Source organism: Pseudomonas sp. LH21, from assembly GCF_036549575.1.
GTDB lineage: Bacteria > Pseudomonadota > Gammaproteobacteria > Pseudomonadales > Pseudomonadaceae > Aquipseudomonas > Aquipseudomonas peradeniyensis.
Genome location: NZ_CP144367.1, coordinates 3,481,956 through 3,504,133 on the forward strand (window position 1 = coordinate 3,481,956; position 22,178 = coordinate 3,504,133).

The 22,178-nt window shown below is 67.6% G+C and carries 13 protein-coding genes; 8 read left to right on the plus strand and 5 right to left on the minus strand.

All coding sequences use genetic code 11. The features are described from left to right. The first annotated feature begins 301 nt into the window (after positions 1-301). Positions 302-946, plus strand: a complete 645-nt coding sequence (locus VUG52_RS15810; RefSeq protein ID WP_050705870.1) for a helix-turn-helix transcriptional regulator — start codon at positions 302-304, stop codon at positions 944-946. A gap of 106 nt (positions 947-1,052) precedes the next feature. On the opposite strand, the gene VUG52_RS15815 is transcribed toward VUG52_RS15810, so the two are convergent. Further along, positions 1,053-7,391 carry an amino acid adenylation domain-containing protein gene (locus VUG52_RS15815; RefSeq protein WP_331831729.1) on the minus strand — a complete coding sequence of 2,113 codons (6,339 nt, stop codon included), beginning with the start codon at positions 7,389-7,391 and terminating at the stop codon, positions 1,053-1,055. A gap of 418 nt (positions 7,392-7,809) precedes the next feature. On the opposite strand from VUG52_RS15815, the gene VUG52_RS15820 reads away from it, so the two are divergent. Then, on the plus strand, positions 7,810-8,562 hold the full coding sequence (locus VUG52_RS15820; protein ID WP_050705873.1) for a helix-turn-helix transcriptional regulator: 753 nt from the start codon (positions 7,810-7,812) through the stop codon (positions 8,560-8,562). A 16-nt stretch (positions 8,563-8,578) separates the two neighbouring features. Next, positions 8,579-10,009: an efflux transporter outer membrane subunit gene (locus VUG52_RS15825; protein WP_262952291.1), complete on the plus strand. Its 1,431-nt coding sequence runs from the start codon at positions 8,579-8,581 to the stop codon at positions 10,007-10,009. Here VUG52_RS15825 and VUG52_RS15830 read toward each other — a convergent pair. Continuing rightward, positions 9,979-10,731, minus strand: coding sequence for an AraC family transcriptional regulator (locus tag VUG52_RS15830; protein WP_050705875.1), 753 nt, complete (start codon positions 10,729-10,731; stop codon positions 9,979-9,981). The genes VUG52_RS15825 and VUG52_RS15830 overlap by 31 nt on opposite strands. Positions 10,732-10,822: 91 nt before the next feature. Then, positions 10,823-11,260, minus strand: a complete 438-nt coding sequence (locus tag VUG52_RS15835; protein WP_050705876.1) for a PACE efflux transporter — start codon at positions 11,258-11,260, stop codon at positions 10,823-10,825. Between the two features lie 315 nt (positions 11,261-11,575). On the opposite strand from VUG52_RS15835, the gene wecB reads away from it, so the two are divergent. The 5 genes from wecB (at position 11,576) to VUG52_RS15860 (ending at position 19,975) form a co-directional block, all read left to right on the plus strand. Next, positions 11,576-12,730: a non-hydrolyzing UDP-N-acetylglucosamine 2-epimerase gene (wecB, locus tag VUG52_RS15840; RefSeq protein WP_050705877.1), complete on the plus strand. Its 1,155-nt coding sequence runs from the start codon at positions 11,576-11,578 to the stop codon at positions 12,728-12,730. Further along, positions 12,727-14,901: a cyclic di-3',5'-guanylate-activated glycosyltransferase NfrB gene (nfrB, locus tag VUG52_RS15845; RefSeq protein WP_331831730.1), complete on the plus strand. Its 2,175-nt coding sequence runs from the start codon at positions 12,727-12,729 to the stop codon at positions 14,899-14,901. Before wecB ends, nfrB begins: the two co-directional genes overlap by 4 nt. Beyond that, positions 14,898-17,900, plus strand: coding sequence for a phage receptor (locus tag VUG52_RS15850; RefSeq protein WP_331831731.1), 3,003 nt, complete (start codon positions 14,898-14,900; stop codon positions 17,898-17,900). The genes nfrB and VUG52_RS15850 overlap by 4 nt, the downstream gene beginning before the upstream one ends. Beyond that, the gene (locus tag VUG52_RS15855; protein ID WP_331831732.1) at positions 17,900-18,754 is read left to right on the plus strand and encodes a DUF4434 family protein; all 855 of its coding nucleotides are present in this window, start codon (positions 17,900-17,902) and stop codon (positions 18,752-18,754) included. Before VUG52_RS15850 ends, VUG52_RS15855 begins: the two co-directional genes overlap by 1 nt. A gap of 132 nt (positions 18,755-18,886) precedes the next feature. Continuing rightward, the gene (locus tag VUG52_RS15860; RefSeq protein WP_331831733.1) at positions 18,887-19,975 is read left to right on the plus strand and encodes a GGDEF domain-containing protein; all 1,089 of its coding nucleotides are present in this window, start codon (positions 18,887-18,889) and stop codon (positions 19,973-19,975) included. Positions 19,976-20,078: 103 nt separating this feature from the next. Here the strand turns inward: VUG52_RS15860 and VUG52_RS15865 are convergent, their stop codons facing one another. Continuing rightward, a complete protein-coding gene (locus VUG52_RS15865; protein WP_050705881.1) occupies positions 20,079-21,377 on the minus strand; it encodes an ATP-binding protein in 1,299 nt (432 codons plus the stop codon). A 6-nt stretch (positions 21,378-21,383) separates the two neighbouring features. Further along, complete coding sequence (locus tag VUG52_RS15870; protein ID WP_050705882.1) at positions 21,384-22,085, minus strand: response regulator transcription factor; 702 nt, start codon at positions 22,083-22,085, stop codon at positions 21,384-21,386. Positions 22,086-22,178: the final 93 nt, after the last annotated feature.

The following is a 22,178-nucleotide window of genomic DNA, read 5'->3' on the forward strand; positions in this document are numbered from 1 at the left end:
TCCCTGTCGAGTTATTGTGGGTGAGCCCATGCCCGGCATTTGCCAGCAAGGTGTCGATTGACTTGCACGCACCCCTCCCTGGGACCGGCAAGCACAGGCTCCGCAATTCAGCCTAGACGCGGACTCAATAAATACAACTAATACCTTTTATATTTTTATCGCATATAAATTTTATTATCGATAATCGTTACTCTTGCACCATTCACCGCGAATCCGGGCTATCCTTCGCCCACTTGCCTGCGCAAAGGATGGCCCAGGAGAGTGCCCGATCCGTTCATTCACGCCCGGTTTCCAGCGCTCCATGACCTCGACCACCGTTGATACCAACTGCACCGCCGACCGCATCCTGTTCCTGCTCAAGACCCGCGGGCCGCTCAAGACCGCCGACCTGGCCCAACTGCTCGCCATTACTTTCGAAGCCACCCGCCAGCAGGTGCAGAAGCTGCAGGCGGCCGACCTGATCAGCGGCATCAGCGTGCCGGCCAAGGGCGCCGGGCGCCCTTCGCAGAAATGGGCACTGACCGCCGCTGCCCAGCGCCGCTTCCCCGATTCCCACAGCGTGCTGACCCTGCAACTGATCGAGAGCGTCGAGCAGGTGTTTGGCAGCGACGGGGTCGACCGCCTGATCAGCCGCATGGAAGACAGCAACAGCCGTGAATACCAGCAGGCCTGCGCCGATGGGCAAAGCCTGGAAGACAAGGTGCGTATTCTCGTGCAACTGCGCGAGCGCGCTGGCTACATGGCCGAGATGCAGGCTGACGGCAATGACTGGCTGATCGTCGAGAACCACTGCCCGATCTGCATTGCCGCCACCCGCTGCCAGGGGTTCTGCCGCAGCGAGCTGCAGGTGTTCCAGGCGGCGATCGGCGAGCAGGGGCTGGTGGAGCGCTGCGAGCACCTGATCTCGGGGGATCGGCGCTGCGTCTATCGCATTTCGCCGAAATAATCCGCCTATCTACCAGCGTGGGAGCGGGCTAGCCCCGCGATCACCGGCGAAGCCGGTGCCATAGTAAGCCCGCTCCCACGCCCCCTCGCCAGCTCAACGTCACTCATCAGATCCGCCGCCTGCCCTTCAGCGCCGGAATGGTGGTCTGCGCAATCGCCACCTGCTCCTGCTCACGCCGGGTGTTGGCCGCCAGGCCCGCCAGGGTCGGCTGGCTGAACAGCAGGCGCGCATCGGCATGCAGCCCGGCCTGGCGCATGCGCGCCACCAGGCTGACCGCCAGCAGTGAATGCCCGCCCAACTCGAAGAAGTTGTCGTCGCGGCCGACCTGCTCGATCTTAAGCACTTCGGTCCAGATCTGTGCCAGCGCCTGCTCCAGCTCGTCACGGGGCGCCTCATAAGCCCGGCTGATCACCGCCTCCGCGCCCGGCGCCGGCAAGGCGCGGCGATCGACCTTGCCGTTGGGGCTCAGCGGCAGCTCGGCCAGGAGCACGTAGGCCGAGGGCACCATGTAGGCCGGCAGGCGCGCCGACAGGTAGGCACGCAGTGCTTCCGGCGTCGGCGCGGCATGGCCGTCGCGACAGCTGGCATAGGCCACCAGGCGCTCCTCGCGCACCAGCACCACGGCCTGGCCCAGGGCCGGATGGGCCGCCAGCAGCGCCTCGATCTCGCCCGGCTCGATGCGCAGGCCGTTGAGCTTGACCTGGAAGTCGTTGCGCCCGAGGAACTCCAGCTCGCCATCGGCGCGATAGCGCACCAGGTCGCCGGTGCGGTACAGGCGGTCGCCGGCCACGAACGGGCTGGCGATGAAGCGCTCGGCCTGCAACGCCGGCAAGCCCAGGTAGCCGCGGGCCACGCCAATGCCGCCGATATGCAGTTCGCCGGCACACCCCACGGGCACCGGACGGTCATGGGCATCGAGCACGTACAGCCGGGTATTGCCGATCGCCCGCCCGATCGGCGGGGCGACGGCGGGCAACGGCTGCTGCGGCTCCAGGGTCCAGGCGGTGCTGTCCACGGTGGCCTCGGTGGGGCCATAGACATTGTGCAGGCGCACCTGGGGCAAGGCCTGGCGCACCTGTTGCGCCAGCGCCAGGGTCAGCTCGCCGCCGCCACAGAAGACATCGCGCAGGCTGCTGCAACGCTCGACGCCCGGGGTGTCGAGAAACGCCTGCAGCAGGGCCGGGACAAACTTGACGGTGGTCACCCGACGCGCCTGGATCAGCTGCACCAGGTAAGCCGGATCGCGGTGCCCGTCGGGGCGTGCCAGCACCAGGCGCAAGCCGGCGCACAGCGGCCAGAACAACTCCCACACCGAGCCGTCGAAGCTGAACGGCGCCCGTTGCAGCAGCGCGTCGTCGGCCTGCGGCGGACACAGGTCGCTGCCCCAGCGCATCAGGTTGCACAGTCCGCGGTGCTCGACCATCACCCCTTTCGGCGTACCGGTCGAGCCCGAGGTGTACATGACATAGGCCAGGTGCCCGCCACCCAGTTCCGGCAGCTGCGGCGCATGGTCGCCGTGCGCCTGCCAGTCGCCGTGATCCAGATCCACCAGCGGTGTCGACAGGCCCTCGAACAGGCCGCGGGTGGCTCCGTGCACCAGCAGTGCCAGGGGCGCGCTGTCGGCAAGCATGTAGTGCAGGCGTTCGTCGGGGTAGCCGGGGTCCAGCGGCACATAGGCGCCACCGGCCTTGAGCACGCCGAGCAGGCCGACGATCAGCGAGGCGCCGCGCTCCAGGCACACCGCGACCCGGCTGTCGGGCCGCACGCCCAGGCCTATCAGGTGATGGGCCAGGCGATTGGCCTGGGCGTCGAGCTCGCGGTAGGTGAGCTGCGTCTCTTCGCTCTGCAGCGCCACGGCATCCGGCGTGCGTCGCACCTGAGCGGCGAACAGCGCCGGCAGGTGCGCATAGGCGGGATCCAGCGCCACCTCGGTGGCATTGAGGGTCTCCAGCAGATAGACGCGCTCCGTCTCCGGCAAGGTCGACAGCGACTGAAGCGCCACTGGCTGCTCGCTGACCAGGGCGTTGGCCAGCGCCTGCAGGGCGCAGCAAACATGCCCGAGCACCCGTTCGGCGCCCAGTTCGCGAGGTGCCCGCACACTCAGCCGCAGGCTGTCGCCCTGCTCGTCCACGGTCAGCACCAGGGCGTGACTGTGCACCTCGCTGGCATCGAGCAACGTCACGCCAGGCAGCGCCACAGCGTCGTGCGCGGCGCCATGCCGGTAGTTGAGCAGGCTGTCGAACAGTGCCACCCCGGCGGGCAAGCCGCTGCAGCGCTGGGCCAGCACCAGCGGCGCATCCTCGTGCCCGAGCAGTGCCGCCAGCTGGCCGTGGATTGCGCTCAGCGCCTGGCCCACATCACGACCGGCCAGCGACACCCGCAGCGGCAGGCTGTTGATGAACATGCCCAGCGCCCGCTCGGCGCCCTCGCCCGCCATTACCCGGCCCAGCAGCACGGTGCCGAACAGCACCTCGTCGCGACCGCCCAAGGCTCCCAGCACCTGCGCCCAGGCCAGGTGCATCAGGCTGCCCAGGCCGACGTCGTGCCGACGCACGCGCTGGCGCAAGGTCGTGGCCAAGCCCTCAGGGACGGTCAGGGCGCAGGTTTCGACCTTGGCCTGGCCCTCCTCGCCCATGCCGGCCAGCCTGGGTGGTGCTTCCACCCCGGCCAGGGCTTCGCGCAGGAAGGCTTCATGCCCCGCCTGCCTGGCCTCGTCGCGGCTCAGGGCGACGTAGTTGCGATACGGCACGGGCGCTGGCAGCGTGTGTCCCTCGCCCGCCATCAGCGTCGCCAGCTCGGCCAGCAGCACCTGCACCGAGACCGCGTCGTTGACCAGGTGGTGGAAGTGCAGCAGCCCCAGCCAGCGCTGCCGCGCGCTGTCCTCGACGCAGGCCAGGGCCATCATCGGCGCCTGGCGCAGATCCAGCCGCAGGGTCTCTTCGCGCAGTCGGGTGGCCGCGTCGCCCGGACCGGGCGCAAGCACCCTCAGCGGCAACCAGGCCTGGCGCCACACCACTTGCTGCGGCTGCGCCAGGCCTTCCCAGGCCAGGCTGGTACGCAGGATGTCGTGACGCTCGATGACCCCGGCCAAGGCACGGTTGAACGCCTCCAGCGCAGCCTGGCTGGCGAAGGCGAACAGCGCCTGTTGCTGGTACGGGTCACGGTCTTCGGTGAGGTGGTGATACAGCATCCCCTCCTGCAACGGTGCCAGCGGGTAGATTTCCTGCACATTGGCCGCCCCGCCCGGAACCCTGTCGACGATGCGGTCGATGCTGGCCTGGTCGAGGCGGGTCAGGGTCAGCATCTCGGGGGTGATCCGCTGGCTACCCGGGATCACGCGGCTGGCCGGCACCGTCTGCACCGGGGCGTCGCCAAGCGATGCGGCCAGGCTCGCCAAGGTCGGCTGACCGAACAGGACCTGGGCATCGACCTGCAACCCCGCCTGACGCATGCGTTCGATCAGGCGTACCGCCAGCAGCGAATGGCCGCCCAGCTCGAAGAAATGATCATGCCGCCCGACCTGCTCCACCTCCAGCAACTCGGCCCACAGCGCGGCCAGGCGCTGCTCAAGCTCGCCCTGGGGCGGCTCGTGGGCGCGCCGTACCGTGGCTTCGCTGCCCGGCGCGGGCAAGGCGCGGCGGTCGAGCTTGCCATTGGTGGTCAACGGCCAGGCCGCCATCGCCACATAGGCGCTCGGCAGCAACACGGCAGGCAGGCGGCTGCGCAGGTGCTCGTGCAACTGCAACGGGGTCGATGCCTGTTCACCGAGGTACCAGGCCACCAGCTGGCCGTCGCGCAGCAGCACCAGCGCCTCGCGCACGGCTGGGTGGCTGGCCAGCGCGCTCTCGATCTCGCCCAGCTCGACCCGCACGCCGCGGATCTTGACCTGGTCGTCGCCGCGCCCCAGGTACTCCAGGGTACCGTCGGACAACCAGCGCACCAGGTCCCCCGTGCGGTACATCCGGGCGCCGTGCTGCGGGGTGAACGGGTCGTCGAGGAAGCGCTCGGCGGTCAGGTCGGGCCGATTCAGGTAGCCGCGGGCGACACCCGCACCGCCGATGTACAGCTCACCGACGGCACCTATCGGCAGTTGCCGGCCCTGGGCATCGAGCACATGCAGGCGGGTATTGGCCACCGGCGCGCCGATATGCAGCACCTGGCCCGGACGCACCTCGCCCGCGCTGGCCACCACCGTGGCCTCGGTCGGCCCGTAGTTGTTGATGATCCGCCAGCCCCGCTCGCGGGCCAGCCGACGCAGGCGATCGCCGCCGACCAGCAAGGTGCGCAGGGTGGGATGCGGCTCGCCCTGGGCAAAGGCGTGCTCGGCCACCGGCGTGGGCAGGAAGCTGACCTGCAGTGGCTGGGCGCGCCACCAGCGCAGCAGCGCCTCGATATCCTCGCCGCCCTCGCCCACCGGCGCCAGGTGCAGGGTGGCGCCGGCGCACAGGGTCGGCCAGATCTCCCAGGCCATGGCATCGAAGCCGAAACCAGCCAGGCTGGAGGTGGCGCTGCCCGGGTGAAGCTCAAAGGCTTCGCAGTGCCAGTCGACCAGGTTGGCGAGCATGCGGTGTTCGATCATCACCCCCTTGGGCTGGCCGGTGGAGCCGGAGGTGTAGATCACATAGACCAGGCTCGAACCCGAAAGCCCCGGCACCTCGAGGTCGGCGAACGCCGTCGCGGGCAGAGGCAGGCGGTCCAACTCGATCACCGGCACATCGATGGCCGGCAGGCGCTCGCGCAGGCTGGACTGGGTCAGCACCGCCTTCGGCGCGCAATCATCCAGCAGGTAGCGCAAGCGCTCGCCCGGGTGCGCCGGATCGATCGGCACATAGGCGGCGCCGGCCTTGAGCACCGCCAGCAGGCCGACCAGGGTGTCCAGGCCACGCCGGGCGACCACGGCCACCCGCTGCTCCGGCACCACGCCCAGGGCCTGCAGTTGCGCGGCCAGCTGGTTGGCACGATTGTTCAGCTCGGCATAACTCAGGTGGCGCCCCTCGTGCACGGCGGCCGTCGCCTCGGCGCGCAGCGCGGCCTGGGCCTCGATGCGCCGATGGATCAGGGCCGGGCCTTGGGCGGCGCTGGCCGTGGCATTCCACAGCCGCAGGCGCTGGTGCTCGTCGGGCAAGAGCAGGTCGTAGTCGTCGATGGCCGCCTGCGGCCGCTCCAGCCCCTGGGCCAGCACATGCAGCAGGCGCGCAGTGAACACCTCGACCTCTTCGGGGGCCAGCCAGGCCTGGTTGTACACCAAGTGCAGCCAGGCCTTGCCATTGTGCGGGTTGCTGCGCAGGTAGATCGACAGCGGCGTCGGCTCGTGATCGTTGCATACCTTGACGCTGTGGGCGCCAAGGCTGCCATAGCGCAGGTCGTGGCCTTCTTCCTCGTAGGACACGGTTATCTCGAACAATTGCCTCCGGGCCTCCCGAGACACCCCCAACGCCCGGTTGAGATCGCTCAGCGGCAGGCGCTGGTGGCGCAGGTCGCGCCGCAGGGCATCGCCGATGCCGCGCACCAGCTCGGCGAAGCTCAAATGCCGGCCGAAGTCCATGCGCAAGGCATTGACCTGGACGAACATGCCCAGGGTCGCCTTGGCTCGCGCATTGCCACGGTTACGCACCGGCAGCCCGACCACCCAGTCGTCCCGCTGCCAGGCCCGGGCACAGCACACGTGCAAGGCCGCCAGCAGCACATGGGCGACCGATCCCTGCAGCTCGTCGGCCAGTTGCCGCATGCGCGCCAGCAGGTCACCGTCGAAACTGCGCTCCAGCGCATGGCTGGGCGTGGCACCTGGCGGCAGGCCCTGTTCCCTGGGCCGCAGCAGCGCATCGGGCAGTTGCGGGTAACGGCCTTGCCAATAGGCAAGATCGCGCTGCTGGCGGGCCGATCCCTGGTAGGCCAGGTCATCCTCGATGAATGTCCGGTAGGACGGAGCCGTGTCCGGCAGTGCCAGACCCTGCTCGAGCAGACCGTAGAACTGGCCCAGCTGGTGGAGCAACTGCTCCAGGCCCCAGCCGTCGAGGATCAGGTGATGGGCCTGCAACATCAGCAGGCTGCGCCCGGCATCCACATGCAGCAATGCCATGCGCAGCAACGGGCCGGTTTCAAGGGCGAAGGGCTGTTGCAGCAAGGTCTTGGCCAGACGCTGCGCAGCGGCGAACGGTTCAGCCTGCCCGCGCAGGTCGTGCTCGTCCAGCGGTACCTGCAAACCGGCCACAAAGCGCTGGCGGGCCACGCCATCATCCCCCGCCTCGCGCACCAGCACCGTGCGCAACCCGTCGTGAAGCGCGACCAGATGCGTCAGCGCGCGCCGCAGCAGGCCACTGTCCACGGCGCCGTCGAACTCGAGATAGCCGCCGACGTTGTAGAGCGGCGAATCGCCGTGGCTGATCTGGTCCAGCCAGATGTCGCGCTGGGCGCAGGTCAGGGGGAAGCTATCGGCGACGGACATGGGCGGGTCTTCCTTGAAACGGGATCGTCCGCGGATTCAAGCACCCACCCCACGCCCTGTATGGCCCCCCAAACCCGGACATTAGCCAGTACCTTTTCGCTCCGCCTGAGTCTGCTGAATCTTTTGTAGGAAATTGACGATAGTCGGCAGCCGGTACCTGCCTACCCCTCTCAGCCGGCGTGGCAATCGCCGGCGATCTGGCCGGTTTCTGGCGCCAATTGTCCGACAATCCATCGATTCAGGCTGTATGAGCCCGGGGAAATACCAACTTTTCTTGTCGGATAATTTGGCATTTCCTGTCCCCGCTTTCCGCTACAGACGCAGGCTCGGAGCCTGCTATTCAATAGCGCCAAGCCCCAGCACAGAGAGGACTCGACCGCGAGACCCACCGCGTTACCGGATCAAGGAAGACAACGACATGAAGCTGATCGACAGCCTCGAACACCGCCACGACCCGCACCTGTACCTGCAGTTGGGCGCACTGGTTGCCAGCACCGGCGATGCCACCTTCGCCGAACAGATGTTCCAGCTGATCGACGACCAGGTGCCGATCCATCGACTCGACCTCAGCGAGTGGACCCTCGACAGCGACCAGGCCAGCATCCGCCAGGTCAAGATGCTGGGCAGCGCCGGCCTGCCCGAAGCGACGCCCGCGCAGGCGCAGCTGCGCCATCCCCTGCTGCAAAGCATCATGCGCATGGAAGACCCCTTGCTGATCCAGATAAACGCCCCCGTGCACCAGTGCAACCTGGTGTCGCGCAGCGGCGACCGGCGCTGGGTCATCTGCTGTCATCGCCAGCGCAGCGAGCGAATGTTCTCCCTGGCCGAACTGTCGCTGCTCAAGCGCCTGTCCGACACCCTGTTGCCCCTGGTCGAGCACCACGCCCAGCTGTTCCTGCAGGCGGCCCAGCGCCGACCGGGAAGCCTGCAGGCGGATGAGGCCGGCTCACTGCGCCAGGTCTTCACCGAGCGCCTGGAGCAAGAGGCGATCCGCCTGTCCAGCCGCGAGCAGGAAGTGTGCATCGGCCTGCTCACCGGAGGTACCGTGCCGCAGATGGCCCAGCGCCTGAATGTGAAGAACAGCTCGATCGAGACCTACCTGAAACGCGCCACCGCCAAGCTCGGCGTCAGCGGACGCCATGGCCTGGCCCGCTGGATGGCCGGCACTTGATCCCAGAGACCCTGTCATGCCGCGAATCACCCTGCCCTTGCTTGCTCTCGTTTTGACCGGTTGCAGCCTCGCCCCCGACTACCAGCGCCCGCCCTCGCCCAGCGCCGATCAGTACCCCACGGGCGTCGCCTACCGTGGCGGGCCACCCGCCACGGACGTGACCGGCGACTGGCGCGGGGTGTTCCGCGACCCGGTGCTGCGCCAGTTGCTCGACACCGCGCTGGTCAACAACCGCGACCTGCGCGTGGCCGTGCTCAACGCCGAGGCCTACCGCGCCCAGTACCGCATCCAGCGCGCCGAACTGCTGCCGAAGATCGCCGCCAACGCCCAGGGCACGCGCCAGTACCTGCCACGGCGGCGCACTGGCGGCGAAGGCATGATCAGCAGCCAGCAATCAGCGACCGTCGGCATCAGCGCCTACGAACTGGACCTGTTCGGTCGATTGCGCAGTCTCAGCGACCAGGCCCTGCTCAACTACCTGGCCACCGACGAGGCCCGACGTGGCGCCGAGCTCAGCCTGCTCAGCAGTGTCGCCGGCGCCTACCTGACCTGGCGCGCCGACCAGGAGCTGCTGGCCCTGTCGCGCCAGACCCTGCTGGCCGACGAGAAGAGCCTGCGCCTGACCCAGCGCCAGCGCCGCACCGGCACCCTGTCGGCGCTCGACCAGATCCAGGCCACCACCCGCGTCGACAGCACCCGCGCTGCCGTGGCGCGCTACACCCGCCTGGCCGCCCAGGACCTCAACCAGTTGCAGCGCCTGGTCGGCGCGCAGGTCGACGAACACCTGCCGGCGCTGCCGCTGGCCGACGAGCAGATCGCCCGGGTGCCCGCCGGCCTGCCCGCCGACCTGCTGCAACGCCGCCCGGACATCCGCCAGGCCGAGTACCAGCTGCAGGCCGCCAACGCCAATATCGGCGCGGCGCGGGCGGCGTTCTTCCCGAGCATCAGCCTGACTGCCAACGCCGGCAGCAGCAGCCGCGAACTGGCCGACCTGTTCGACGCCGGCAGCGGCACCTGGCTGTTCCAGCCGCAGATCAACCTGCCGCTGTTCAACGCCGGCAGCCTGCGAGCCAGCCTCGACTACGCGAAACTGCAGAAGGACATGCAAGTGGCGCGCTACGAGAAGTCGATCCAGACCGCCTTCCAGGAAGTGGCCGACGGCCTGGCGGCGCGCAGCACCTATCAGCAGCAGTTGCAGGCCCAACGCGACCTGGTGGAGGCCAGCCAGCGTTACCACGACCTGGCCGAGAACCGCTACCGCACCGGCATCGACAGCAGCCTGACCTTCCTCGACGCCCAGCGCTCGCTGTTCAGCGCCCAGCAGGGCCTGATCAGCGACCGCCTGGCGCAGTTGCTGGCCGAGGTGAACCTGTTCACCGCGCTGGGCGGCGGCTGGGAGTCGTCGCCGGGGCTGGCCTACCAGCGCTCCGCGGCCCTGCCGAAGTAGACCGACGGCGACACCCCGAGGGTGCGACGGAACATGGCACTGAAGGCACTGGGGCTGTCGTAACCCAGGTCCAACGCCACCTCCAGCACCGACTGTCCGGCGGCCAGGGCATCCAGGCTTGCCAGCAGGCGCATGCGCCGCAACCACTGCACCAGGCTCAGGCCGGTCTCGCGCTGGAAGGCGCGGGTCAGGGTGCGCGGGTTGAGGCCGCTGTGGGCGGCGGCGCGGGCCAGGCTCCAGTCCTCGGACGGTGCCTGGCGCAGGGCGTCGCACAGGCCTTGCAGATGCGTCGAGTGCGGGCTGGGCACATGCAAGGCGAACACCGGCAGCACGCGCAGCTCGTCGAGGATCAGCTGCATGATCCGCGCCTCACGCCCCTGGGCCGGGTGGTCGGGGGCGATGTCCATGGCGCGGATGATCAGCTCGCGCAACAGCGGCGAGATCTCGATCACCTGGCACTGGCGCGGCAGGTCCGGGCGCGCGCCGGGTTCGACGAACAAGGTGCGCATGCGCACCACGCCGGCCATGCGCAGCTCGTGCTCGACCGCCGCCGGCACCCACACCCCGCGCCCCGGGGGGACCACCCAGCTGCCTTCGCGGGCACTGACCGTGACCACGCCGCTGATGGCGTGGATCAGTTGGGCACGGTCATGGCAGTGCGGGGCGATGTGCTCGCCATGGCGATAGTTCTCGGCGAGCGGCAGGATGATCGGGCGCGGCATCGGTGCGGGTCTGGCTAGGGTGAACAGGGATTATTGGCGATGCGCAGGGCTGAAGGGAATCCCGGTGGCTTGTGGGAGAAAGCCACCGGTGTCAGCACCCCTTGGCCACCTCCTGCGCCGACACCGGTACATCGAAGACCTTGTCGAACCCCCACTGGAACACGAACGCATAGACGAAGAAGAACACGAACAGCGCCAGGTTGGTCACCAGCGCCGCCCACAGCCCGATATCCAGCCAGTAGGCCACCAGCGGCAGCAGGATCAGCACCAGCCCGCCCTCGAAGCCCAGGGCATGCAGCAGGCGTCGCAGGAAGGTGCGGCTGCGCTGGTGCTGACGCGCCTCCCAGCGCTCGAACGCCCAGTTGTAGGCCATGTTCCAGCTCATGGCGATGCCCGACATGAGGATCGACAGCACCGTCGACTGGGCCATGCCGGCGCCGAACGCCAGCTCCAGCGCCGGCGCCACGCAGGCCACGGCGATGGCCTCGTAAAGGATGGCCTGGACAACCTTGCGCGCCTTGCCTTGCATGTTCAGCTCCCTGAAGAAAAGACCTACAAAGCTACAAGAAGAAGACTGTAAGAAAAAGCCGGAAATACTTTATTGACTGACCGTTCAATCAAGAAAAGCTAGCATAAACGTTTCCGCACCACCCCTCCCTGGCGTTCGGCCTCGACAGTGCCGACACGACCCCCGCCTCCGTGGCACTTGCGCAAGCGCCTGCAGCGCACCGTCTGGCGCAGCCCACGCATTGGACAACCCCGTGATCGACTGCTTGTATCTATGACTGGCAAGCGGCGACACGTCGTACAACTTCGTCCAGGGAATCGAACGAGGAACTACACGATGGCTTTCACCGTGATGATGGTATTCGGTACCCGCCCTGAAGCGATCAAGATGGCCCCACTGGCCCGCGTTCTGCGCGACTGGCCCGAGGTCGACTTGCATATCTGCTCCACCGGCCAGCACCGCGAAATGCTCGAACAGGTCCTCACCGCCTTCGGCCTCACGGTCGACCAGGACCTGCAGGTGATGACCCAGAACCAGACCCTCAATGGCCTGTCCCGCGACCTGCTGGACAAGCTCGACCGCGCCTACGAGCAGGTCAAGCCCGATATCGTCCTGGTACACGGCGACACCACCACCAGCTTCATCGCCTCGCTGGCGGCCTTCCACCGGCATATCCCCATCGGCCATGTCGAGGCTGGCCTGCGCACCGGCAACCTGCAGCAGCCCTGGCCCGAGGAAGCCAACCGGCGCCTGACCGGCGTGCTCGCCAACCTGCACTTCACCCCCACCCGCGACTCCGACGCCAACCTGATCCGCGAAGGCGTGCCGCCCGAGCATATCGAGGTCACCGGCAACACGGTGATCGACGCCCTGCTGTGGATGCGCGACAAGCTGCACCGTGACAACTGGCGCCCCGCGCCCGAGTCCCCGCTCAAGGTGCTGCGCGACGACCAGCGCATGGTGCTGATCACCGGCCACCGCCGGGAGAACTTCGGCAGCGGCTTCGAACGCATCTGCCTGGCCCTGGCCGAGCTGGCCCTGCGTTACCCTGACGTGCAGTTCCTCTACCCCGTGCACCTCAACCCGCAGGTGCAGCACGCGGTGTACAGCGTGCTGTCCGGGCGCGACAACATCCACCTGGTCGCGCCCCAGGACTACCCGCATTTCGTCTGGCTGATGAACCGCGCCCATATCATCCTCACCGACTCCGGCGGCGTGCAGGAAGAGGCGCCCGCCCTGGGCAAGCCGGTGCTGGTGCTGCGCAAGGTCACCGAGCGTCCCGCCGTGCTCAAGGGCGGCACGGTCAAGCTGGTCGGCACCCTGACCGAGCGCATCGTCCACGAGACCAGCCAACTGCTCGACGACCCGGTCGCCTACGCGCGCATGGCGCAGGTGTTCACCCCCTTCGGTGACGGCCACGCCAGCGAACGCATCGCCGAACGCCTGAGCCGCTGGTTCGCCGAGCAATCCGCCGCACGGGACAACGCATGAGCCTGGCCTTCATCGATTTCCTCACCTATGTCCTGTTCGGCCTGAAGATCCTTGCCATCATCCTGGCGACACTGATGTTCGTGCTCGGCCTGGACGACCTGTTCATCGACCTGTGCTACTGGGGCCGCAAGCTGATCCGGCGCTTCCGGATCTACGACAAGTTCGAGAAGGCCGACGAGAAGCGCCTGTTCGAGGTGCCGGAAAAGCCCCTGGCGATCATGGTGCCGGCCTGGAACGAGGTCGGCGTGGTCGGTGAAATGGCGCGCCTGGCGGCCTCGACCATCGACTACGAGAACTACCAGATCTTCGTCGGCACCTACCCCAACGACCCGCAGACCCAGGCCGACGTCGATGCCGTGTGCCTGCACTACCCCAACGTGCACAAGGTGGTCTGCGCCCGCCCCGGTCCGACCAGCAAGGCCGACTGCCTGAACAACATCATCGACGCCATCCTGCGCTTCCAGCAGGACGCGCGCATCGAGTTCGCCGGGTTCATCCTGCATGACGCCGAAGACGTCATCTCGCCGATGGAACTGCGCCTGTTCAACTACCTGCTGCCGAACAAGGACATGATCCAGATCCCGGTGTACCCCTATGCACCGGAATGGAAAGGCTTCACCGCCGGCCACTATGTCGACGAGTTCGCCGAGAACCACGGCAAGGACGTGATCGTGCGCGAAGCGCTCACCGGCCAGGTGCCCAGCGCCGGCGTCGGCACCTGCTTCAGCCGCCGGGCGATCAGCGCCCTGCTCGAGGACGGCGACGGCATCGCCTTCGATGTGCAGAGCCTGACCGAGGACTACGACATCGGTTTTCGTCTCAAGCAAAAAGGCATGAAGTGCATCTTCGCCCGCTATTCCATCACCGACCCGGCGCTGGCCCTCAAGCAGGACTGGCGCCCCGGCATGAGCCGCGAATTCGCCCAGGTGATCTGCGTGCGCGAGCACTTCCCCAGGGACTGGCAGCACGCCATCCGGCAGAAGTCGCGGTGGATCGTCGGCATCGTGTTCCAGGGCACCAGCAACCTCGGCTGGAGCCGCAAGGGCGCGCTCAACTACTTCCTCTGGCGCGACCGCCGTGGGCTGTTCGCCTACCTGCTGAGCTTCCTGGTCAACCTGCTGTTGCTGGTGCTGCTGGCGATGTGGCTGGTGACGGTGATCGCGCCGGAGTCCTGGCGCTTCATGTCGATCCTCAGCGACAGCAAGCTGCTGACCACATTGCTGTGGCTCAACGGCCTGCTGTTGTTCAACCGCCTGTTCCAGCGTTTCTGGTTCGTGACCCGCTACTACGGCATCTTCGAGGGCCTGCTGTCGGCGCCGCGGATGATGTGGAGCAACTTCGTCAACTTCTTCGCCAACCTGCGCGCCCTGCGCCAGGTGATGGAAATGGGCGATTCGCGGCGGGTGGCCTGGGACAAGACCACCCACGAGTTTCCCGCCCTCGCCGCGCCAGCCCGCACACCGCTGGGCCAGCGCCTGGTTGAGAAAGGCTTGATAACCGAGACTCAGCTTGAGCAGGCCATCACCAGCCCGGTGCGCCGGCGCCTGGGTCGCGAGTTGCTGCTGCGCGGCTGGCTGAGCAGCGAGCAACTGGTCGAGACCCTGGCCGAGCAGCTGGACCTGCCCTGGGCGCCGCTGAATCCATTCAAGATTGAACCTGCGTTGATCGCCAAGCTGCCGCGCAAGCTCGCCACCCACTACGGCGTACTGCCGGTGGAAGAAGACGGCGACACCCTGGTGCTGGCCAGCGAGAGTCCGGTCAGCCAGGTTTCGCTCGGCGTGATCAGCCGACAGCTCAAGCGCCCGGTACGCGCCCGCCTGGCGCCGCAGGGGCGGGTCACCCTCGGCCTGCGCTACCACTACCCGAGCCCCTGGCAGAAGACCGAGACCCGCGAAATGCTTGCAGTGCTCGAACGCCACCAGGACGACGCCACCCTGCTGGAGCAGGTCGGTATCCACCAGGTGATGCTCGGCACGCTGCTGCAGGTGCGCGGCATGGTGCCGGCGACCTTGTTCAACCAGGCACTGATCGACTTCAACCCCGAGCAGCAGAGCCTGGGCGAGCACCTGATCGCCCGCGGCATCATCACCGAAGAGGTCCTCCAGCAAGCCCTCGCCGAGCAGGCCAGCGAACAGCAGGCCGCCTATGAACTGACCCGGGAGGTGGCATGACGCCCCGTCTTTCCCTGACCCTCGCCAGCCTGCTGCTGTGCTCTACCACCCTGGCGGCGCCGACCAAGCCGATGACCGACTTCCAGCGCTTCACCAGCTACCCCTTCATGGAGCGTGGCTACCGGGAGGCGCAGAAGGACAACTGGACGGAAGTCGAGCGCCTGACCCGTCATGTACTGGGGCGCGTGCCCAACAACAACGAGGCCCGAGCCCTGCTGGCCGAGGCCTTGGCTCATCAGCGCCGCTACAAGGAGGCCGAGGCCATCGCCGAGGACCTCGACGACAACCCCGAGCACGCCGACGCCCTGCTCGAACTGCGCCTGACCTGGATCGAGCAGGACCCGCCCGCAGCGAGCCAGGTGGAGGCCTGGCTGGCCGACAGCCAGGGCCAGCAACGGGCACGCCTGTGGCAGGCCTACAGCGTCAGCCTGGCCAAGTTCGGTGGCGCGGGCAAGGCGCTGGAGTGGCTCAACCAGTTGCCGGTGCGCGACGACGGCATGGTGCTGCGCATGACCCGGGCCAACTTCGCCGAGCAACTGCGCAACTGGGGCGAGACCATCGACCAGCTGCAACCGCTGGCCGACAAGGGCGAACTGCCGCCGCAGGACTGGCAGCGGCTGGCCAACGCCTACATCCAGCAGGTCGATGAAAAAGGCCTGAACAAGCTGCTGGCCAGCGCGCCCTCCCAGGAAGCGGCGACCCACGCCCGCCTGGCCATGGCCAACCGCGCCATCGCCATGGGCCACAACCAGCAGGCCGAGCGTTGGCTGCAGAGCCTGCCGGCCGATCAACTGCAACATCCCGAACAACGCCGGCAACTCTGGGAGCTGGCCCGCGAGGGCGACGACGCGGCGCTGGTGCGCCAGCTGAGCAACGAGCTGCAGCGTCCATGCCTGGAAACCGTCGACTGGCTGTCGCACAAGGACCTGAAGCTGGCCCGCGAGCAGCTCGGCCAGTGCCAGGCAAGTGATAATCCGCGCAGCTACGCCATCCTCAAGCAGCGCCTGTATGGCGAGCCCGCTCAACCGCCACAACCGCGCACGGCGGCGCAGTGGGAACAACGCTACCGCCAGACCGGCGACCTCGCGGCACTGGAGCAAGCCACGTTCATGCTGCTCGAGCGTGGCCAGACCGAGCATGCCCGGCAGTTGCTGGAAAACGCCTACGACCGCCGCCAGGGGCGTTTGACGCCCTCGCTGCTGCAACGCCTGGGCAACCTCTATGCGCGCAATGACGGCCCATTGGACACCCCGCGCATGCTCGCCTTGGTACCACGCGTGGATGCCGCCACCCGTGGCCAACTGCTCGCCCGCCTGGCCGAGGCCGGCCAGTGCGACGCGGTGCGCAAGGCCATCCCGGCCAACCCGAGCGAAGTCGGGCAGTATCGCGCCCTGGGCCGCTGCGCCATGCCCGACCAGCCTGGCGAAGCCGTGGTCTACTACCAGGCCGCCGAACGCCTGGGCGACACCGCAAGCCGCCTGCCCCTGGCCTACGCGCTGGAGGCCTCGGGCGACTCCGAGGCGGCACTGCCAATCTGGAACAGCCTGCCGGCCGACGCCTGGACCGACAATGCTCGCCTGACCGCGGCGCGTGGCGCCTTGAACGCCGGCGACGCCAACGCCGCCCGCCGCCACTGGGACGCGGCCGCGCACCGCAACGCCGACGACTGGGCGCTGGGCGCCGCCATCGCCCAGCGCCAGGGCGACGCCCAACAGGCCCTCGCCTTCCAGCGCGAAGCCCTGCGCCACACCCCGCGCGCCGATCATTACTACGCCGCCGCCGGCACCGCCCAGCAGGCCGGCGACAGCGCCCAGAGCACGGCCTGGCTGGCCGAGGCCGTGCGCCTGGCGCCGGACCAGCCGCGCTACCGCGCCGACTACGGCATGCGCCTGGCCGGCTCGGCGGACAAGCAGCAACGGCGACAGTCCATTCCCTACCTGGAACGCGCCACCCGCGACTTCCCCGAGGACTACCGCCTGGGCGAGACCCTGGCCCTGCGCTACGACGAAGCCGAGGACAGCGCCTCGGCCCGCCGCGAACTGCGCCGGGTGCTGGACGTGGAGCGCAACCTGGTCGACGGCGACGACGAGTACGGCAGCCTGGAGGCGCGCAAGTACCGCCAGCGCCGCGCCCATGAAACCTTGTCGCGCCGCGACAGCATCACCCTGGCCAGCACCTGGTCGCCAGCCGGCACCTCGACCAACGACAAGTTCCTCGACGACGGCGCGCGCGCCGGCAGTTCGCGCCGGGCGCAATCGCAGAACGTGCAACTGGCGATGTGGGACCACGCCCTGGGCGAGGAGCCCAGCCGCAACGGCAGCACCCTGTCGGTGTATGGACGCGTGCTGTTCGGTGGCCAGAGCCGCACCGACTACGCCCAGAGCATGGGCACCGGCGTCGGCCTGCGCTACAAGCCGCTCGGCCAGGCCAACCTCAACCTCTACGCCGAGCTGTACCACCAGCGCCAGATCGACAGCACGCACTACAGCGGCCTGAGCCTGGGCGAGCTGCTCAGCCCGGCCAAGGTCGGCGGCAACTGGGGCGACCTGCGGCACAACGCCGAGTCGAGCAACGACCTGCTGCTGCGCGCCACCGCGTCCTTCCTCGACCAGGGCCGGTACCGCAATGACTGGCGCATCGACGAGGACGACTGGGACGAGCGTTTCCTTTATCTGGACGCCGCCTGGTGGACCCGCGCCGGCGATCATGCCTGGCTGTCGCGCTTCCAGCAGGGCCATGCCTGGAAACTGCCCGGCCAGTCGCCGCAGACGATCATGCCCTACGGCTTTCTCGAGTTCTCAAGCCAGGACCCGAGCAACGACTGGCGCCAGGACGCCCGCGCCGGGGTCGGCGTGCGCTGGCAGTGGTGGTTCGACGATGACCGTTACAACGCCTACCGTGGCTCGCTGAAAGTACGCGCCGAGTACCAGCAGGCACTGGGCGGCAACCTCTACGAGCGCGCCAATGGCGTGCTGCTGGGTGTGGAGATGAACTTCTGATGCGTACCTTACTGGCGATCTGCCTGCTCGCCCTGTGCCTGCCCGCCCAGGCCGACCAGGCCGACCAGCGCCTGTTCTACCAGCCGCTCAACCGTGACGCCAACGTCACCCCCGCCCAGTGGCAACAACTGTGGCGCGCCACCAAGGCCCAGGGCGGCAAGACCCTGATCGTGCAGTGGAGCGCCTACGGCGACAGCGACTTCGGCGGCGCCAACGGCTGGCTTGCCGGCAGCCTGCGCGAGGCGCAGGCCCAGGGGCTGGAGCTGGTGCTGGGGCTGTACATGGATTCGGCCTACTACCAGCGGCTCGAACAGCTCGATGGCGAAGGCTTGAACAGCTACTTCAAGGCGCAGCTGGGCCGCTCCCTTACCCAGTACCAGCAGCTCAAGGCCGACTGGGCGTTGCCGGTGTCCGGCTGGTACCTGCCGCTGGAGCTGGACGACCTGCACTTTCGCGATGCGGCCAGGCGCGATGCGCTCTACACGCAGTTGCAGGCGTTCAACCGGCAGCTGGACAAGCCCCTGCATATCAGCGCCTTCAGCGCCGGCCAGCTGTCGCCACGGGTCAATGGTGCGTGGCTGGACCAGCTGGCGAGCCTTGGCCTGAACGTGTGGTGGCAGGACGGCGCCGGCACCGGTCGCCTGGCGCCGCTGGTGCGCCAGGGTTATGAACAGGCCCTACCCTGTCGGGTGGGTATCGTGCGCGAGGCGTTTCGCCAGGTCAGCCAGCCTGGGCAACCGTTCCGCGCGGAACCGGCGCAGCCGGGGTTGATTGGGGGATGCCACGCCGAAGCCGTGTTCGCCCTGCGCTATCGGCCCTGGGCCAAGGATGTGCTGAAACCGGACTCGCTGTAGGAGCGGCCTTGTGCCGCGAAAGGGCCGCGAAGCGGCCCCGACAATATTTGCATGAACGCTGAAATCCTGGGGCCGCTGCGCGGCCCTTTCGCGGCACCAGGCCGCTCCTACACGGCCACAGACACCATCCCCATGTACAAAACCCTCGAAGCCCACATCCGCCAACAGGTCGCCCCCGCCGCCCTGCGCGCCGAGTTCCGCCAGCACGAATTCGAGGCCATGCGCCGCTTCTGCCTGCTGATCTTCTGCATCGGCATCGCCATCTGGCTGATCTTCGACCTGATCGTCAGCTACCTCGGCGGCCAGGGTTTCACCTGGCTGTCAGGGATGTTCATCGCCCTGCTGTGCAGCCTCTGCGTGGTCCTGGGCTTCACCCGCAAGAGCCAGCATTTCGACGTGCTCAACCTGTTGTTCGTGGCGGTGATCACCCTGGCCATGCGCTTGGTGATCGAGGGCATTCCGATCGTTCTGCGCCCGGTGTGGCTGGTGCTCGGCGTCTCGACGGTGCTGTACACCGTGTCGGTGCTGCCGGTGCGGCGCTGGTCGTTCTTCTGCGCCCTGGGCATCACCTGGCTCATGCTCAACCCCTTCTACCACACCCGCATCGAGGCCCTGAAGCTCGAAGGCGCGATGCTGATCAGCTACGCGGTGTTCCTCAGCGGCCTGGTGATCTACAGCTACCTGCGCATCCGCCAGGCCAAGCTGCACAACTTCTACCTGACCAAGGTGCTGCTGGAGCAGGCCTATATCGACGCCCTGACCGAAATCCCCAACCGCCGTTCGTTCATGGCCAAGGCCGAAAAGCAGCTGCGCCAGATGGATGCCGGGCAGTTCCTGGCGATGATCGACATCGACAATTTCAAGCAGGTCAACGACCGCTTCGGCCATGACATCGGCGACGAGGTGCTCAAGCGCGTGGCTGCACATATCAAGGCGGCAATGACCGGCTACGAGATCGCGCGGTTGGGCGGCGAGGAATTCGCGATCTTCTTCCAGGGGCTGGATGAAGCCAGCGCCGAGCAGCAGGTCGCAGCACTGTGCCGGCGCGTACGCGAAGACCTCGGCGCGCACCCGGTGACCATCAGCATCGGCCTGGCCCGGATCGACAGCGGCGATACCCTGAGCCTGGCGCTGATCAGGGCGGACCAGGCGTTGTACGAGGCCAAGCACACGGGCAAGGACCGCTTCGTGACTTGGTCGGCAAGGCTGTCAGGACGATGACCATCGCGGGGCAAGCCCGCTCCCGCACCAGCCTCCAACACCTACCATCATCACCAGCGTGGGAGCGGGCTTGCCCCGCGATGAGGCCGGCCCAGGCGCTGCATCAACCGGCGGGCAAGCGAATCCTGAACTGCGCGCCGCCCAGCGCCGACTGCGCCACGGTCAACGTGCCGCCCTGCCCTTCGATGGCCCGCCGGCTGATCGCCAACCCCAACCCGAACCCGCCGGTATTGCGATCACGGCTGCGGTCCAGGCGATAGAACGGCTGGAAGATCCGCTCACGCTCCTCGGTCGGAATACCGATGCCATCGTCCTCCACGGTCACCAGGCAGGCGCCGTCTTCTTCCCGGCGCAGGCGCAGCAGCAGGCATTCATCGCAATAGCGCATGGCGTTGCGCACCAGGTTCTGCACGGCGCGGGCGGTCAGCCGCGGGTCGAGGACGAAACGCGGCAGGTCGGTTTCGCAGCGCACCTCCCAGCGAATGCCACGGTTGTCGAGCTCCTCGGCGAAGCTGCCGAGCACGCTGTCCACCAGCTCCAGCAACGACACCTCGACCCGCTCGCGGGCCTGGTCGACGCTGTCCAGGCGGCTGTAGGACAGCAACTCGAGCACCAGCTCGTCCAGTTCTCGCACATGGCCCACCAATCCCAGCAGACGCTTGCGACTGGCCGGCGGCACCTCGTCGAACAGCAACACCAGGCCGAAGTCCAGGCGGGTCAACGGCGTGCGCAGCTCGTGGGAAACCGCGTTGAGCAGTTCGCGCTGCTGGTTGACGTGGCGTTCCAGATCGCTGGCCATGGTGTCGAACACCCCGGCCAGTTCACCGATGTTCGAGCGAGGCGAGATATGCGTGCGCTCGGACATCTCGCCGCGCCCCAGGCGCCGGGCGGTTTCCTTGAGCCGTTCAAGGTCGCGCCAGTGCGGCCATACCCATAGCAGCAGGCAGCCGAGCATGGCCGCACCGATCAGCACGGTCACGCCCCAGGACAGCACGTTGATGTCCAGCGGGTCGTCCGGCGAGTGCAGGCGCACCAGCCATTGCGAATCCAGCGGTGCCAGCACCGTTTCGTAGTAGCCCCAGTCGGCCATGCGCACCGCATACAGGCCATGCTCGAGCCGGGCTTTCTCCTCGCCGCTCAGGTCGGCCTCGTCCATGCGCAGCAGGCGCACTTGCAGCGGTTTGAACACCCCGGCCAGGTCCTTTTCCACCGCCGGCCACTGCTCCCTCGGCGCCTGCTGGAACTGGCGCACGATCAGGGTCTGCACACCCTTGGCCTGCTCGAGGTTGTAGGCCATGAAGCGCTCATGGAACAACCCGACGATGGTGTCGGGAATCAGCGCGATCGCCCCGGCATAGGCGACGATGATCACCAGGTACAACCGCACCAGGATCTTGAGCATGGCCTGTCAGTACTCCCACTCGACCCGGCTGAACAGATACCCCTTGCCCCACACGGTCTTGATCTTGCGCGCCTCGCCGGCGCTATCGTCGAAGCGACGGCGCAGCTTGGAGATGGCCACATCCACCGAACGGTCGGTGCCGTTGAACTCGATGCCGCGCAACTGCTGGAGGATGCGGTCGCGGCTCATCACCTCGCCGGCGTTGCGCGCCAGCACCACCAGCAGGTTGTACTCGCCGCTGGACAGCTCCACCTCCTCGCCGCGCCAGCTGACCGTGCGCTCGGCCAGGTCGATTCGCAGGCCGCCGACCTGGATCAGGTCGCTGTCCAGGCGCGGCTCGTTGACGCTGCTGCGACGCAGCAGGGTGCGCACCCTGGCCAGCAGCACCCGCGGCTCGCAAGGCTTGGTGACGTAGTCGTCGGCGCCCATTTCCAGCCCCAGCACCTGGTCGTGGCTGTCGTCACGGGCAGTCAGCATGAGGATCGGCAGGCCCTGGGTTTCCTGGCGCAGCAGGCGGCACACCTGCAGGCCGTCGAGGCCCGGCAGCATCAGGTCGAGGATCACCAGGTCCGGCTTCTGCCGACGGAACTCGTCCAGCACATGGTCGCCGCGGGCAATCACCCGGACATGGAAATCGTTGCGTTGCAGGTAGCTGGCGATCAGTTCGGACAACGCGCTGTCGTCTTCGACCAGGAGAATGTTCGGCATAAGGGGATTTGACGAAAGATTGAAGTAAGGCAGGATATAGAATCCCGGGCGGGCCACCGCCGATTGTTCACACTTTTTCACATACGCCCAACA